Source organism: Kitasatospora sp. NPDC088264, from assembly GCF_040685715.1.
Taxonomy (GTDB): Bacteria; Actinomycetota; Actinomycetes; order Streptomycetales; family Streptomycetaceae; genus Kitasatospora.
The window spans coordinates 70,479-85,250 of sequence record NZ_JBFBIR010000035.1; the positions used below are offsets into that span (position 1 = coordinate 70,479).

10 protein-coding genes and 1 pseudogene are annotated in these 14,772 nt (G+C 74.0%); 1 reads left to right on the forward strand and 10 read right to left on the reverse strand.

From position 1 onward, the window contains the following. The 3 genes and pseudogenes from AB0O82_RS24860 to AB0O82_RS24870 form a co-directional block, all read right to left on the reverse strand. Positions 1-375: pseudogene (locus tag AB0O82_RS24860) on the reverse strand (hypothetical protein); the annotation flags it as partial. A gap of 170 nt (positions 376-545) precedes the next feature. After that, positions 546-743 (reverse strand): ferredoxin, encoded by a 198-nt coding sequence (locus tag AB0O82_RS24865; protein ID WP_363586152.1) that lies wholly within the window; start codon positions 741-743, stop codon positions 546-548. Positions 744-783: 40 nt separating this feature from the next. Further along, positions 784-1,983, reverse strand: coding sequence for a cytochrome P450 (locus tag AB0O82_RS24870; protein ID WP_363586153.1), 1,200 nt, complete (start codon positions 1,981-1,983; stop codon positions 784-786). 232 nt (positions 1,984-2,215) lie between these two features. Between AB0O82_RS24870 and AB0O82_RS24875 the strand changes: the two genes are divergently transcribed. Continuing rightward, positions 2,216-2,770 carry a MarR family transcriptional regulator gene (locus tag AB0O82_RS24875; protein WP_363586154.1) on the forward strand — a complete coding sequence of 185 codons (555 nt, stop codon included), beginning with the start codon at positions 2,216-2,218 and terminating at the stop codon, positions 2,768-2,770. Positions 2,771-2,904: 134 nt separating this feature from the next. Here the strand turns inward: AB0O82_RS24875 and AB0O82_RS24880 are convergent, their stop codons facing one another. The 7 genes from AB0O82_RS24880 to AB0O82_RS24910 form a co-directional block, all read right to left on the reverse strand. Further along, positions 2,905-4,134, reverse strand: coding sequence for a PLP-dependent aminotransferase family protein (locus AB0O82_RS24880; RefSeq protein ID WP_363586163.1), 1,230 nt, complete (start codon positions 4,132-4,134; stop codon positions 2,905-2,907). A 65-nt stretch (positions 4,135-4,199) separates the two neighbouring features. Further along, the gene (locus tag AB0O82_RS24885) at positions 4,200-5,372 is read right to left on the reverse strand and encodes an alpha-hydroxy acid oxidase (protein ID WP_363586155.1); all 1,173 of its coding nucleotides are present in this window, start codon (positions 5,370-5,372) and stop codon (positions 4,200-4,202) included. After that, positions 5,369-6,466, reverse strand: a complete 1,098-nt coding sequence (gene hppD, locus AB0O82_RS24890; RefSeq protein ID WP_363586156.1) for a 4-hydroxyphenylpyruvate dioxygenase — start codon at positions 6,464-6,466, stop codon at positions 5,369-5,371. Before hppD ends, AB0O82_RS24885 begins: the two co-directional genes overlap by 4 nt. A 53-nt stretch (positions 6,467-6,519) precedes the next feature. Next, positions 6,520-7,866 carry an MFS transporter gene (locus tag AB0O82_RS24895; RefSeq protein ID WP_363586157.1) on the reverse strand — a complete coding sequence of 449 codons (1,347 nt, stop codon included), beginning with the start codon at positions 7,864-7,866 and terminating at the stop codon, positions 6,520-6,522. A 218-nt stretch (positions 7,867-8,084) separates the two neighbouring features. After that, positions 8,085-9,092 (reverse strand): aminotransferase class I/II-fold pyridoxal phosphate-dependent enzyme, encoded by a 1,008-nt coding sequence (locus tag AB0O82_RS24900; protein WP_363586158.1) that lies wholly within the window; start codon positions 9,090-9,092, stop codon positions 8,085-8,087. After that, entirely contained in the window at positions 9,092-10,138 is a 1,047-nt protein-coding gene (locus tag AB0O82_RS24905) for a class I SAM-dependent methyltransferase (protein ID WP_363586159.1), read from the reverse strand. The genes AB0O82_RS24900 and AB0O82_RS24905 overlap by 1 nt, the downstream gene beginning before the upstream one ends. 147 nt (positions 10,139-10,285) lie before the next feature. Further along, on the reverse strand, positions 10,286-14,772 hold a 4,487-nt coding region (locus AB0O82_RS24910; RefSeq protein ID WP_363586160.1), incomplete at its 5' end, for an amino acid adenylation domain-containing protein.

The window sequence follows — 14,772 nt, forward strand, 5'->3', positions numbered from 1 at the left end:
CGGTGTTGCAAGCCTTTTATTGTATCCGGCTCCGTGCGAGAGGACGACCAACTTCCCCTGGAAAACGGAGAGTTCACCGCCGAAGCTGGCTGACAGGGCGAGGTCGACGGGTGTCTGCTTGGCCTGCTCCCACGGAAGTACCGGAACCCCGAGGGAGCTCAGCAGCTCGGCGACTCCTGCGCTGAAGGGGGACGATCCCGTACAGGCGGCCAGCAGCTGGATCCTGAGGTCGTCGCGGAACAGCGGAACGACGTCCAGGAGACGGGTCGCGGAGGTCACGTTGTGGACGACGAGGAGAACCCGGCGGCAGCCACCGCGGGTGGTCCACCTCGAAGCGTCCTCGCCCACCGGAACCCGGATCCAGTCGGTCACCAGCCCTGCCAACCCGCCGCTCCTTCGATGCTCGCCGCCTCCCCTCGCGAGGTCCGTCCATTGTTCCACGGCGTGGATGTCGAGGTTCGGCCTCGGTCGGGACCGGTCGGTTCGGCCGGACCCGACGCGCGGTCAGGGTCTTCGCCCGGCGGCGGGTTGGGGAGTGGGGGTGATTACAGGTGTTCGAGGCGGATGGCCGCGGCCGGGCAGACCGCGGCGGCGTCCTGGACGGCCTGGTGGAGGTCGGCGGGGGGTGCGGCGTCGAGGAGGATGACGATGCCGTCCTCCTCGCGCTGGTCGAAGACCTCGGGGGCGGCCAGTACACAGTGGCCGGCGCCGCAGCACTTTTCCTGGTCGATGTGGATGAGCATGGCTTTCCTTTCGGAGGATCGGTTCGGACGCGGGGGGCCGCTACCAGGCGAGGGGGAGCTCGTGGACGCCGTAGATGAGCATGTCGCCCCGGAAGCGGATCTCCTCGAACGGTACGGCCAGGCGCAGTTCGGGCAGTCGCTGCAGGATGGAGTTCAGCGCGATCTGCAGTTCCAGCCGGGCCAGGGGCTGTCCGAGGCACTGGTGGACGCCGAAGCCGAAGGCCAGGTGGAGGCGCGCGTCGCGGGAGAGGTCGAGCTCGTCGCCGTCGGGGAACTTCTGCTCGTCCCGGTTCGCGGTGCTGATCATGCAGATCACGCCCTCGCCCGCTCGGATCCGGACGCCGCCGACGGTGACGTCCTCGGTGGCGACCCGGGTCAGGCCGGAGTGCACGATGGTGAGGTAGCGCAGCAGTTCCTCGACGGCGCCGGCGACCGACTCCGGGTGCTCGCGCAGGTGGGCGAGCTGGGTGGGGTTCTGCAGCAGGGCCAGGATGGAGAGCGCGGTCATGTTCGCCGTGGTCTCGTGTCCGGCGACCAGCAGCAGCCGGCCCATGGCGCCGATCTCCTCGGTGCTCAGTTCGCCGCGGGCGACCAGGCGGCTGAGGATGCCGTCGTCGGGCTCGGTGCGCTTGGAGTCGGTGAGCTTGACCAGGTAGTCGACCAGGTTCTTCTGGGCGATCTGCACCTCTTCGGCCGAGGAGTCGCGGCGCAGCAGGACCCGGCTGCACTCCTGGAAGAAGTCGTGGTCCTGGTAGGGGACGCCGAGCAGCAGGCAGATGACCAGGGACGGCAGCGGCAGCGCGAACTCGTGGACCAGGTCGCCGGAGTTGCGGCCGGCGGTCAGCTCGTCGAGCAGTTCGTCGGCGATGCGCTGGACCTCGGGGCGCAGTGCCTCGACCTTCTTGATCATGAATTCGCTGGTGAGCATCCGGCGCAGGTGGGCGTGCTCCGGGTCGTCCATCCGGATGAAGGTCCGCTGGCCGGTGCTCAGCTGCCGGGCTCCGGCGCTGATGAACGGGAAGCCGGGCCGGGCGGCGTCCGAGCTGAAGCGGGCGTCGCTGAGCACGGCCTTGATGTCGTCGTGGCGGGTGACCAGCCAGCTGGGGGCGCCGTCCCAGAGGGTGATCCGGCTGATCGGTTCGTCCTGCTGGGCCTGCTGGTAGGCCGGCGGCGGGTCGAACGGGCAGCCGCCACGGGCGGCGGGGTGGGTGAACCGGGGGTTGTGAGCGGCGGTGGCCATCATGGGCTCCCTTCGCGGAGCGGATTTGCCGGTGGCGCCGAGCGGATGGGCCTGCGGTGCCGTGGGGTAGCGCCCGGGACCGTTGCATGCCCTAAGCAACTAACTCACCGTCACGCTAACTCGCGGTCAGTGGTGGCGAAAGGGCCCATCCGGTGGCGAACGAATCTGTCCGGAAACCGGTCAGTGGTCGAGAGGGGAGCCACTCCCCGAACGGGGTCGCTACAGTTCCCCCATGCCGGACGCAACAGACAATCCGACCGCCACCTCCGAACTGGAGGAGGTGCTGGCCTCGCTGGCCTACCTGCTGACCCGCTCGCAGGAACACGAGCGCCAGACGGCGCGGGCCGGCATCACGGCGGCGCGCTCGGACGTCTACCTGCTGCGCGCGCTCGCCGAGGCCGAGGAGGTCAGCCGCGTGGGCGACCTGGCCGCCCGGCTGATGGTCAAGCCCTCCCACGTCACCCGGCAGATCGACCGGCTGCAGACCCAGCAACTGGTGGAACGCACTCCGGACGTGCTGGACCGCCGGGCCCGCCAGGTGGCGCTCACGGCCGAGGGGCGGGCGATGCTCAACCGTCTGAAACAGGCCAACATCGCCGGTCTGGCCAATGCGCTGGACGGCATTCCGGCGCCGGACGTCGCCGCCACGGTCAGCGTGCTGCGCCACTTGGTGGACCGGTATGTGCGGCAGGTCCGGATCAAGATGCTGTCCGAGGACGCCACGCCGGCGGACCGGGCGCCCGGGAGCGTCGGCATCGCCGACCCGGGCCCGAACCGCTGCCCCTGACGCGGGGCCCGGCAAGGAGGGGGCGCCGGAGCGGGCGCCCCCTCCGAGGTCAGGACCGTACGGCGATCGAAACCGTACGGTGATCAGGACCGTGTGGCGATCAAAACCGTACGGAAATCAGGACCTTACGGAGATCAGGACCGTGCGGCGATCAGGGCGGCCAGTCCGTCCAGCCCGCGGTCGACGGTGTCCGGGTCGACCTGGCTGACGGAGAGCCGCAGTTGCCGCTCCCCGCCCGCGTCCGGGTAGAAGTGCGACATCGGGGTCCAGATCACCCCGTACTCCGAGGCCGAGAGTTCGAGCAGCGCGTCGTCCACCACGAACGGCACGGTGACCACCAGGAAGAACCCGCCGCGCGGCTCGTTCCAGCTCACCCCGCTGCCGGGCGGGAAGCGCCGGGCCAGGCCTGCCAGGACGAGCGCGAGGTTGCGCCGGTAGAGCGCGGCGACCTCGGTGTTGGCGGCCCGCAGGCTGTAGCCGTGTTCGAGCAGCGCCCCGCCGATCACGGCCTGGGCGATCGGTGAGGTGTTCACCGTGGTCATGCTCTTGATCATGCCGAGCAGGTCGGCCAGCAGGTCGGTGCCGCCCGCGCCGTCCGCCACCGGCTGGTCCGCCACCACGTACCCGACCCGGGCGCCCGGGAGGGCCGTCTTGGCGAAGGAGCCGAGGTGGACGACCCGCCGTTCGGTGTCCAGGGCCTTGAGCGAGGGCAGCCGCTCCTCGCCGGCGAAGACGCAGTACGGGTTGTCCTCCAGCAGGAGGAAGTCCTCCTCGGCGGCCAGGGCGAGCAGCTCCCGCCGCAGCTCCAGCGGCAGGCTGGCCCCGCTCGGGTTGGCGACGTCCGGTACCAGGTAGAGGGCGCGCGGGCGCAGCCCCTCGGCCCGGGCGGCGGCCAGTTGGCGGCGCAGGTCGGCGAGGTCCACGCCGTCCGGGCCGTCGGCCACCGGCCGCACCGGCAGGTCGGCGAGCAGCGCCGCGCCGGTCAGCCCCACGTACGTGGGCGAGACGGCGAGCACCACGTCCTCGGGGCCGCGGCGCAGCGCCCGCAGCACCAGGAACATCGCCTCCTGGCAGCCCACCGTCACCACGATCGACTCGGCGGGCACCTCGATGCCCTCGTCCACCGCGAGGTGGGTGGCGATCAGCTCGTGGATGATCCCCTTGGTCCGCCCGTACTGGAGCACCTGTCGCCGGGCCGCCTCCTCGGAGAGCCCGCGCTCGGCGCGCAGGTGGGCGACGTAGCGGTCCAGGTGGCGGTGGACGGCGTCGAGTTCGAAGAACTGCTCCGCCGGGCGGCCCGCGGCGAAGGAGACCGCCTCCGGGTAGCGGATGGAGATTTCGTTGAGCAGGTTCATCGAGGTCATCGCCGGGTCGGCGAGGGAGGGGTGCAGGTCGGCCCGCAGCAGGCCGCGGGGTGGGGCGGTGGTGGTCACGGTGCACTCCAGGTGGGGCAGGGCATGGGGGTGGTGCGCAGCGCGGCGGCCGCGCTCAGGTCGGCGCAGCCCGCGAGGCCGAGCGCGTGCCGCAGCTCCGCGGCCAGCAGGTCGAGCACGTGGGCGCAGCCGGCCTCGCCCCGGGCCGCCAGGCCCCAGATCATCGGGCGTCCGAGCAACACCCCGGACGCCCCGAGGGCGAGGGCGGTGAGCACGTCCGATCCGCCGCGCACCCCGCTGTCCAGCAGCACCTGGCAGTCGCGGCCGGCCAGCGCCTCGGCGACGGCGGGCAGCGCGGTGATCGAGGGGACGGCCCGGTCGAGCTGGCGGCCGCCGTGGTTGGACACCACCACGGCTTCGGCGCCGAGTTCGGCGGCCCGCACCGCGTCCGCCGGGTCGAGCACCCCCTTGACCATCAGCGGCAGGCTGGTGTGCTCGCGCAGCCAGGCGAGATCCGCCCAGGTGACGGCGGGGGAGAGCAGCTCGGCGGTGTGCGCGGCCACGGCCGAGACGGCGGTGGTCGCCTGGTGGGCCCGCCCGGCGGCGCCGTCTTCGAGCAGGACCGCGCGGACGTCCGCGGGCAGCGCGAAGGCGTTCTTGGCGTCGCGCAGGCGGCGGCCCATGAACGGCACGTCGGCGGTGACGACCAGGCATTCGCTGCCTGCCGCCTCGGCCGCCGCGACCAGGTCGAGCAGCCGCCCCCGGTCGCGTAGCCAGTACAGCTGGAACCAGAGCGTGGCTCCCGTCGCGGCCAGCTCCTCGAAGCCGACGCTGCTGAGCGTGCCGACGGTGAACGGCACCCCCGCCGCGGCCGCCGCCCGGGCCGAGGCCAGCTCGCCCTCGGGGTGGAACAGCCGGTGGTACGCGACGGGCGCCACCGCCACCGGCAGGGTCGCGCGGCTGCGCACCAGGGTGGTGGCGGTGTCGCAGGCGGAGACGTCGGCCAGCACTCGGGGCACCAGGGCCAGCTGGTCGAAGGCCGCCCGGTTGCCGGCGAGGGTCCTCTCGCGCTCCGCGCCGCCCTCCAGCCAGTCCCAGACCTCGGGCGCGAGGACGGCCCGGGCGGGCTCCGCGTACTCGGCGACGGAGAGCGGCTGGGGGGAGGGTGACGGGGAGGAGGGCGACGGGGCGGGGGAGGGCTGGTGCCCGGTCAGGGCCGGCGCGCTCATCCGGCCACTTCGCTGGCGCTGCGCTGGAGTTCGACGGCCTCGTAGAGGGCGCGGACGTTGTTGCTGCCGAAGGTGCGGGCCCGGATGCGCTCGATCACCTCGAAGAAGAAGGTGCCGCGCGGGTGCTGGGAGCGGGTGAAGATCTGGAACAGCTGGCCGTCGTGGTCCTGGTCGACCAGCAGGTGCAGGGCGCGCAGCTGGTCGAGCGAGTGCCGCAGTGGCGTCAGACGGGCGGGCAGCGCGTCGAAGTACGCGCCTGGGGTGCGCAGGAACGGCACGCCGCGCTCCGCCATCGCGGAGACGGAGTGCACGGCGTCGGCGGAGGAGAAGGCCACGTGCTGCACCCCGGCGCCGCCGTGGTCGGCGAGGAAGGAGGCGATCTGGCCGCCCGCGTCCGGGCTGAGCGGCTCGATCAGGGTGAGCGTGACGCTGTGGTCGGCGCTCTGCACGACCGCCGAGTCCATGCCGAGCGCGCCGACCTCGATCCGCTCCTCGAAGATCATCCGGAAGCCGAAGACCTCGCAGTACCGGCGGACGGTCTCGCGCAGCTCGCCGGAGGGGACGCAGACCGCGAAGTGGTCGACGGAGCGCAGCCCCGTCGTGCCGGTGTCGGTGACCGGGGCGGCGTCCGGCAGGCCGGGGATCCGGTCGGCGGGGGCCTCGGGGCCGCGCTCGATCAGGGTGTGCACCACGTCGCCGAAGGCGCCGACCACCGCCGTGACGCAGCCGTGCGCGGCCTGCGGCGGGCGCAGGCCGTCGGCGCCCCGGCCGGTCAGCGTCCGGTAGGCGTCGGCGGCGTCCGGCACCCGCAGGGCCAGTGCGCCCACGCCGTCGCCGTGCCGGGCCAGGTAGTCGGTGGCCGGGTGGCCGCCGGCCAGCGGCTGGGTGAGCAGCAGCCGGATGGTGCCCTGCCCGACCAGCGCCGAGAGGCAGCGCTCGGCGGCCTCGCCGCGCTCGGTGGGCGGGACGAGCAGCTCGAAGCCGTACTCGCTGGTCAGCCGGGCGGTCTCGGCGGTGAGGTCGGACAGGTAGAACTCGACGTGGTCCAGTTCGACGGGGAGCGGGGCGGTGGTGGGCGAGGAGCGGTCGGTCATCTGAGGAGCTTTCTGGTGAGGAAGGAGAGGAGGTGTCGAGGGTGATCGGGCGATCAGGTGCGCTGGAGGTCCGGGGCGCTCCCGGGCTCGGTGGGGCTCTCGGAGCCGGCCGGAGGCTCGGTGGGGCTCTCGGAGCCGGCCGGAGGCTCGGTGGGGCTCTCGGGCTCTTCGGGGGCCGCGGGCTCGGCGGAGGTCTCGGTGCCGGCGGGGGCCTCGGGCCCGGTCGGGGCCTCGGGCTTGCCGAGCAGGTGGGCGGCCGCGAGCAGGGCGCCGAGCACCATCACGGCCAGCACGACCCGGAAGTCCAGGGCGGCCACCAGTCCGGAGCCGACGCCGACCGCGAGGGCCTGCGGGGCGGTGAGCGAGAGGTTGACGGCCGCCTGGGCGCGGCCCATCAGCTGGGGCGGCGTGGCCGCCTGGGCGGCCGTGGCGAGGCCGACCATGGCGGCTGGGATGCCCGCCCCGGCGATCACCAGGCCGGCCGTCACCACGGGGAGGGACGGCGCGAGCAGGAGTACCGTGCCGAGGCCGAACACCACCGACCCCGCCATGACCGTCCGGCGCGGTCCGAGCCGGCCGATCAGCAGACCGCCGACCACCGAGCCGCCCAGCGCCCCGACCGCCTCGGTCGTCTCCAGCACGCCGAGGAACTGCGGCGGGCGGTGCAGCCCGTGCTGGGTCAGCGCGAACAGCACCGGCTGGAGCAGGCTCAGCACGAAGCCCGTGACGGCGGTGGCCGCCACCAGCGGGCGCAGCCCGGTCGCACCGCGCAGGTGGGCGAAGCCCGCCAGCACATCGGTGCGCCACCGGAGGCCCGAGGGCTCCGGCCTGGGCTCGTCCGCCCGCAGGCCGAGGAAGGCCAGGGCCGCCAGCAGCAGCACGCCGAGGTCGGCCAGCGCCACGGCGTGCCCGCCCAGCCAGCTGTAGAGGCCCGAGCCGAGCAGCGGCGCGACCAGCGTGGTGCCGGCCCGGGCGCTCTGGGTGAACCCGGCTGCCGCGCCGAAGTCCTGACGATCCGTCAGGATCGTCCGCAGCAGGGCGCTCTGCGCCGGGGCCAGCACGGCCCCGGCGAGACCGCAGAGCGAGGCCGTGCAGTAGATGATCCAGACCCGGTCCGGACCGTCGACGAGCAGCAGGGGCGTCAACCCCACTGCCACTATCAGGTTGACGCCGACCAGCAGCGGTCTGCGCCGGACCCGGTCGGCGAGCAGGCCGCCCAGCGGCAGGAGCAGCAGCGGCGCGGCGAAGCAGAACAGCACCAGCCCGGCGGCGGAGTTGCTGCCGGTCAGCACCTTGGCCCAGATGCCGAGGGCGATGGAGAGGGCGCTGTCGCCGAGGACGGACAGGGTCTGCCCGGCGAGGTAGCGCCGGAACTCCGGGCGGGCCAACAGCGGGTGCATCGCGGTTCCTTCGCTGCGCCGACGGCGCTTCGGGTGCTGGGCGTGCCGGGCGTGCTGGGTTGCTGAGGGTGCTGGGCTGCTCGGCGCGTGGGGCGCGGACGGTGCGCCCTCACGCGCCGTGCGCGGGGACGTGCGGGGACGTGCGGGGACGTGCTGGGACGTGCGGGGACGTGCTGGGACGTGCGGAGACGGCCGGGATGCGCGGGCGCGGGGTGCGGTCAGGGAGCGGCGGGCGCGGTGGCGGTGAAGCCCTCGATCACCGCGTCGTTGGCGTCCTTCTCACCGACGGCGATCCGGATGCCCTGGCCGGGGTAGTAGCGGACGGCCACCCCTCGGCGCTCCAGCTCCGCCCGCAGGGGGAGCTGGTCGCCCGGCGCGACGACCCAGAGGAAGTTGGTCAGGCTGGGCGCCACCGTCCAGCCCAGCCGCAGCAGTTCGGCCCGCAGGCGCTCCCGCTCGGCGGCGATCTCGGCGATCCGCCGGTCCACCTCGTCCTGGGCCGAGACGGCGGCCAGCAGGCCCGCCTCCTGGAGCCGGTTCACCGCGTACGGGACCTGGTGGTCCCGCACCCGCTGGGCCACGGACTCCTCCGCGAGCGCGTAGCCGATCCGCAGGGCGGCGATGCCGTGCGACTTGGAGAGGGTGCGCAGCACCACCAGGTTCGGCCACTCGGCGATCCGGTCCGGCACCGCCGGGGCCGCCCAGTCCCGGGCGAAGTCGACGTACGCCTCGTCCAGCAGGATCAGCGCCGTGGCCGGGACCAGGCGGAAGAAGTCCGTCAGCTCCGCCCAGGAGTAGACCGTGCCGGTCGGGTTGTGCGGGTTGCACAGCACGACGATCCGGGTGCGCTCGTCCAGCCGATCGGCCATCGCGGCCAGGTCGTGCCGGGCGTCGGGGCCGAGCGGGACGGCCCGGGCCTCGGCCCGGGCGATCTCGCAGAACAGCGGGTACGCGTCGAAGCAGGGCGCCGAGTGCACCACGTTGTCGCCGGGCCCGACGACGGCGTGGAAGAGGTCCAGCGCCACGCCCGCCGAGCCGTGGCCGACCACGACCTGAGGGGCCGGGACGCGCTGCCAGTCGGCGATGATCCCCTCGATCCGCTGCGGGCGGAAGTCCGGGTACCGGTGCAGGTCGCCGGCGGCCGCGGCCAGGGCGGCCACGACGGACGGCAGCGGCGGGCCCGGGTGCTCGTTCTGCGCCAGCAGGTGTCTGGCGGCGGCGGCCATCAGTCGGCCTGGAGGACGTAGAGCCAGGAGTGCGGGGTGGCCAGCGCCTCGACGCGGTCGATCCGCAGTCCGGCGTCGGTGAACAGTTCCTCGTACGTCTCCTTGGTGTGCAGCGGCACGCCCATCATCGCGTGCGCCAGCTCGAAGCCGACCGAGAAGACCGGCAGGGCGCTCTGGGACTCGCCCGGGCCGCGCAGCATGGTGTCGCCGAGCACGAAGGTGCGGGCCTTCGGGAAGGCCTCCCGCATCCGGGTGAAGATCGAGGAGCGGGTGGCCGGGTCGGCCAGCAGGTCGTGCAGCAGGAAGAAGCTCATCACGGTGTCGACCTCGGCCACCTCGGCGGCCTCGGCGTCGTTGTCGATCTGGGTGCCGAGCAGGCCCAGGACGTCGGCCCGGACGGCGGTGACGCGGTCCTGCATCCCGGCCGTGACGATGTCGCGGCGGGCGATGTCGGTGGCCGGGCGGCTGATGTCGATGCCCAGGCCCCGGGTGCCCTCGCGCTGCCCGACCACCCGGCGCACCCGGGCGGAGGTGCCGCTGCCCAGGTCGGCGATGGTGCGGAAGTCGATGCCGGAGAGCACGTCGGTCAGCTGCGCGGCGAACAGCGACTGGTCGCACTGGGCGGAGCCGAGGGCGACCATCGCCTCGTCGCGCAGGACGTCCTCGCTGTAGCGGTGCGTCCCCGCGCTCAGGTGCCCGGCGCGGCCGAACACGTCGTGGTACCCGCCGACGGCCCAGGTGAAGTAGCCGCGCGCGGCGGCGACTTCGAGGCCCACCTCGGTGGGCACGTAGGTGCCGCCGTCGGCCTTGACGTAGCCGCAGTCGGCGGCGGCGCGCAGGACGGCCTCGGTCCGGGCGGTGTCACCGCCCTGGGCGGTGGCCTCGACGGCCGAGAGCGGCTCGCCGCGCCCGAGCTTCTCCAGCACGCCGATCCGGTCCAGCGCGAAGATCACGTTGGCGGCGATGAAGCCGTTGTAGGCGTCGGTCGACGTGATCGGCGACGGGGTGACGCCGCGCCAGGTGTCGGGGATGGCGGCAGTGGTCATGGTGGTGTCCGTTTCTCGGTGGGCGGGCCGGGTGCGGCCCGCGCGGTGGGTGCAGGTCGGTGGCCTGCGGTCGGAAGGGATGCGAAAGTCGGCGGGTCAGGAGGTCGGTCGGCGGCCGGTCGGTCAGGCGGGCGGTCGGCCGGTCGGTCAGGCGGTCAGGTGGCCGGTCAGGCGGGCGGCGAGCACCGGGCCGATGACGGCGAGCGCCTCGGGGCCCGTCATGGCGCCGTGGGTGCTCGGCACCTCGTGGACGTCGATCCGGCCGCCCACGTGGGGGCGCCAGCCGTCCGGGTCGGGGGCGTCGGCGGGGCGGTCCTTGGCGGCGGTGAAGACCACCGCGTCGCCGTCGTAGCCGGGCAGCGGGAGCGCGTGCGCCAGCTCGGCGTTGGCCTGGAAGACCGCGACCACCCGGGCCACCGCGGCGCCGCTGAGGCCCGCGAGCGGGCCCTCGCCGTGCCGGACCAGCTCGGCGTAGCCGTCCTCGTCCTCGGGCCAGGCGCCGATCTCCCCGGCCGGGTGGCCGAGCGAGTCGAGGATCACTGCCAGTTGCTCCGGGTCGTCCCGCCACTGCTCGGGCCCGGCCTCGCCGGCGCCCGGATAGGCGTCCAGCAGGGCCAGCAGCCGGACCTCCTCGCCCTGGTCGCGCAGCAGTGCGGCGATCGCGTGGGCGACGGCCCCGCCGAAGGACCAGCCGAGCAGGGCGTACGGGCCCTCGGGGCGGACGGCGCGGATCTGCGCGAGGTAGTCGCGCGCCAACTCCGCGACGGAGGAGGGGCGGTGGCCCGGATCGGCCAGGCCCGGGGCCTGGAGGCCGTAGATCGGCTGCTCGGCGTCGAGGTGGCGCAGCAGCCCCGTGTACACCCAGCTGATGCCCGCGGCCGGGTGGACGCAGAACAGCGGCGGGCGCGAGCCCCGGGTGCGGATCGGCAGCAGGACGGGGAAGCTCTCGGCGCCCGGCCCCCGGGCGAGCCGCTCGGCGAGTCCGGCGACGGTCGGCGCCTCGAACACGGTGCGGACCCCGATCCCCTCGCCCGCGCCGACCAGCTCCCGCAGCCCCGCGACCAGCCGGGCGGCCAGCAGCGAGTGCCCGCCCAGCTCGAAGAAGTTGTCGTCCACACCGACCTGTTCGAGCCCGAGCACGTCGGCGAACAGCCCGCAGAGCACCTCCTCCTGCGGCGTGCCGGGCGCCCGCCCGGCGCCGGGCCAGGCGGCGGTGTCGGGGGCGGGGAGGGCGCGGCGGTCGACCTTGCCGTTGGCGGTGAGGGGGAGGGCGTCCAGGGCCACGACGGCGGAGGGCACCATGTAGTCGGGCAGGGTCGCGCCGACGTGGGCCCGCAGGAGGGCCTGGTCGACCGTCTGCCCGGGCCGGGCCACGGCGTAGCCGACCAGGCGCCGGTCGCCGGGGCGGTCCTCGCGGACCAGGACGAAGGCCTGGGCGAGGGAGGGGTGGCGGACGAGGGCGGCCTCGATCTCGCCGGGTTCGATGCGGAACCCGCGGACCTTGACCTGGTGGTCGGTGCGGCCGAGGTACTCCAGGGAGCCGTCGGCCCGGCGGCGGGCGAGGTCACCGGTGCGGTACATCCGGCTGCCGGGGGCGCCGTACGGGTTGGCGACGAAGCGCTCGGCGGTCAGGCCGGGCCGGTTGAGGTAGCCCCTGGCCAGGCCGGAGCCCGCGAGGTAGAGCTCGCCGACGACCCCGGCGGGGACGGGCTGCAGGGCGGCGTCCAGGACGTGCAGCCGGGTGTTCAGGATGGGCCGGCCCAGCGGCGGTGCGATCCGGCCGGACAGCGGGGTGGTCATGCTGGCGCAGACGGTGGATTCCGTCGGCCCGTAGGCGTTGACCATCCGCAGGCGGGCGGACCAGTGCTCGACGAGGTCGGGCGGGCAGGCCTCCCCGGCGACGGCCAGGGTCTCGACGTGCGCGAGCGCGTCGGGGGGCAGGACGGCCAGGGCGGTCGGCGGCAGGGTGACGTGGGTGACGCCCTGCTCGGCGATCAGTTCGACCAGGGCGGGGCCGGGCAGCAGCTGGTCGGCGTCGGCGAGGACGGCGCGGGCGCCGGTGAGCAGGGCCAGGCTGAGTTCGGCGACGGCGGAGTCGAAGGAGGGGGAGGCGAACAGCAGGTAGCGGCTGTCCGGGGTCACGGCCAGGCTCTGGCGCTGGCTCTCGACCAGGGCGGCGAGGCCGGTGTGGGGGACGACGACGCCCTTGGGGCGGCCGGTGGAGCCGGAGGTGTAGATGACGTACGCGGCGGCGTCGGGGGTGGTGGCGGTGCCGAGTTCGGTGCCGGTTTCGGCGTCGGTGAGGTCGTGTGCCGGGTGGCCGGAGATGTCGAGCTCCTCGACCAGCAGGCGCGGGACGGCGCTGTCGGCCGGCAGGCCGGCGGCCACCGTGCCGGTGGTGAGGACCAGGACGGGGGCGGCGTCGGCGAGCATGTAGGCGATGCGGTCGGCCGGGTAGCGCGGGTCGAGCGGGAGGAAGGCCGCGCCGGCCTTGAGGACGGCGAGCTGGGCGACGATGAGCTCGATCGAGCGGTCCAGGGCGATCGCGACGAACCGCTCGGGGCCCGCGCCGTGTGCGGTGAGCAGCCGGGCGAGGCGGTTGGCGCGTCCGTTCAGCTCGGCGTAGCTGAGCTGCTCGGCGCCGAAGGCGAGCGCGACGGCGTCGGGGCGGGCGGCGGCCTGGGCCTGGAAGAGTGCCGGGAAGGTGGCGGGGGCGACGGAGTGGTCGGTGTCGTTCCAGGCCGTGATCAGCTGTCGGCGCTCCTCCGGCGCCAGGATCTCCACCTGGCCCACCCGCTGGTCCGGGTCGGCCAGCACCGCGCGCAGGGCGCGCTCGAACCGTGCGGCCGTCGCCGCCGCCGTGGCCCGGTCGAACAGGTCGACGGCGTACTCGACCGTCAGCTCCAGGCCGGCGGTGCCGCCGTCGCGGTCGAAGGCCTCGCTGAAGGCGAAGGTCAGGTCGAACTTGGCGAGGTCCGAATCCAGCGCCTCGACCCGGCCCGGCAGGCCGCCGAGGCGGATCGTTCCGGCGTCGCCGCCGGAGGTCAGCATCACCTGGCAGAGCGGGTGCCGGGCCGTCGAGCGCGCCGGGTTGAGCAGCTCGACCAGGCGCTCGAAGGGCACGTCCTGGTGCCCGAAGGCGTCCAGGGTGCCGATCCGGACGCGCTCCAGCAGCTCCCGGAAGCTCGGGTCGCCGGACGTGTCGGTGCGCAGCACCAGGGTGTTGACGAAGAAGCCGACCAGGTCGTCGAGCGCTTCGTCGGTGCGCCCGGCGACGACGGTGCCGATCGGCAGGTCGGTGCCCGCGCCCAGGCGGCCCAGCGTGGTGGCGAGTGCCGCCTGCATCACCATGAACACGCTGGCTCGGCTCTGCTGCGCCAACTCGACCAGGGCGCCGTGGAGTTCGCCGTCCAGGTGCAGTTCCACCGCCGCACCCCGACGGGTCGGCGCGGTCGGGCGGGGGCGGTCGTAGGGGAGCGCCAGTTCCTCGGGGAGGCCGGACAGCACCTGCTGCCAGTGGGCGAGTTGTTCGGTGAGCAGGGTGGTGGGTTGTTGCGGGGTGCCGAGGAGTTCGTGTTGCCAGAGGGCGTAGTCGGCGTACTGCACCGGCAGCGGCTCCCACTGCGGTGCGGTGCCGGCGAGGCGGGCTTCGTAGGCGGTGGCGAGGTCGTGCAGGAGCGGGGCGACGGACCAGCCGTCGGTGGCGATGTGGTGCATGAGGACGAGCAGGACGTGTTCGTCGTGCGGGAGGGAGAACAGCGTGGCGCGGACGGGCAGGTCGTGGGCGAGGTCGAAGACCTCCCCGCCGGCCTCGGCCAGGGCGTCCTGGAGCGCTTCCTCGGTGGCCACCGACACGGTGTGCAGCGGGAGTTCGGGACGCTCGACGATCAGCTGGTGCGGCTGGCCGTCGGTGGTCGGGTAGACGGTGCGTAGCACCTCGTGGCGGTCGAGGACGTCCGTCAGCGCCGCCTGGAGGGCGGGGGCGTCGACCCGGCCGGTCAGGCGCACCGCGCACGGGGTGTTGTAGAGCGCGTTGGGGCCCTCGAACTGGTCGATGAACCACAGGCGTTGCTGTGCCGGGGAGAGCGGGATGCGCTCGGGCCGGTCGATGGGCCGCAGGGCCGGACGGGCCGTGCCGGAGGCGGGCAGGACGGCGGCCAGGGCGGCGACGGTCGGGGCGTCGAACAGGGCACGGATGGGAAGTTCGGTGCTGAGGGCGGTGCGGATGCGGCTGACCAGTTTGGTGGCGAGGAGGGAGTGGCCGCCGAGGTCGAAGAAGCGGTCGTCGATGGTGACGGTGGTGAGTCCGAGGACGTCGGCGAAGAGTGTGCAGAGGGTTTGTTCGGTGGTGTTGCGGGGGGCGCGGCCTTCGGTGGTGCTGGTGTAGTCGGGGGTGGGGAGGGCGCGGCGGTCGATTTTGCCGTTGGCGGTGACGGGGAGGGTGTCGAGGATGACGACGGCGGCGGGGAGCATGTAGCTGGGGAGGGTGTCGGTGACGGCGGCGCGCAGTTCGCCGGGGGTGACGTTGCCGGTGGAGGCGGTGGTGGTGAGGGTGGTGTAGACGACGAGGCGTTTGTCGCCGGGTTGGTCTTCGCGGACGTGGGCGAGGGCTTGGCCGACGGCGGGGTGGGCGG

What these genes read in the sequence shown, in the direction of transcription:
- AB0O82_RS24865 (WP_363586152.1), bottom strand. Translation starts at nt 743, where the DNA reads ATGCTCATCCACATCGACCAGGAAAAGTGCTGCGGCGCCGGCCACTGT.
- AB0O82_RS24870 (WP_363586153.1), bottom strand. Translation starts at nt 1,983, where the DNA reads ATGGCCACCGCCGCTCACAACCCCCGGTTCACCCACCCCGCCGCCCGT.
- AB0O82_RS24875 (WP_363586154.1), top strand. Translation starts at nt 2,216, where the DNA reads ATGCCGGACGCAACAGACAATCCGACCGCCACCTCCGAACTGGAGGAG.
- AB0O82_RS24880 (WP_363586163.1), bottom strand. Translation starts at nt 4,134, where the DNA reads ATGACCTCGATGAACCTGCTCAACGAAATCTCCATCCGCTACCCGGAG.
- AB0O82_RS24885 (WP_363586155.1), bottom strand. Translation starts at nt 5,372, where the DNA reads ATGAGCGCGCCGGCCCTGACCGGGCACCAGCCCTCCCCCGCCCCGTCG.
- hppD (WP_363586156.1), bottom strand. Translation starts at nt 6,466, where the DNA reads ATGACCGACCGCTCCTCGCCCACCACCGCCCCGCTCCCCGTCGAACTG.
- AB0O82_RS24895 (WP_363586157.1), bottom strand. Translation starts at nt 7,866, where the DNA reads ATGCACCCGCTGTTGGCCCGCCCGGAGTTCCGGCGCTACCTCGCCGGG.
- AB0O82_RS24900 (WP_363586158.1), bottom strand. Translation starts at nt 9,092, where the DNA reads ATGGCCGCCGCCGCCAGACACCTGCTGGCGCAGAACGAGCACCCGGGC.
- AB0O82_RS24905 (WP_363586159.1), bottom strand. Translation starts at nt 10,138, where the DNA reads ATGACCACTGCCGCCATCCCCGACACCTGGCGCGGCGTCACCCCGTCG.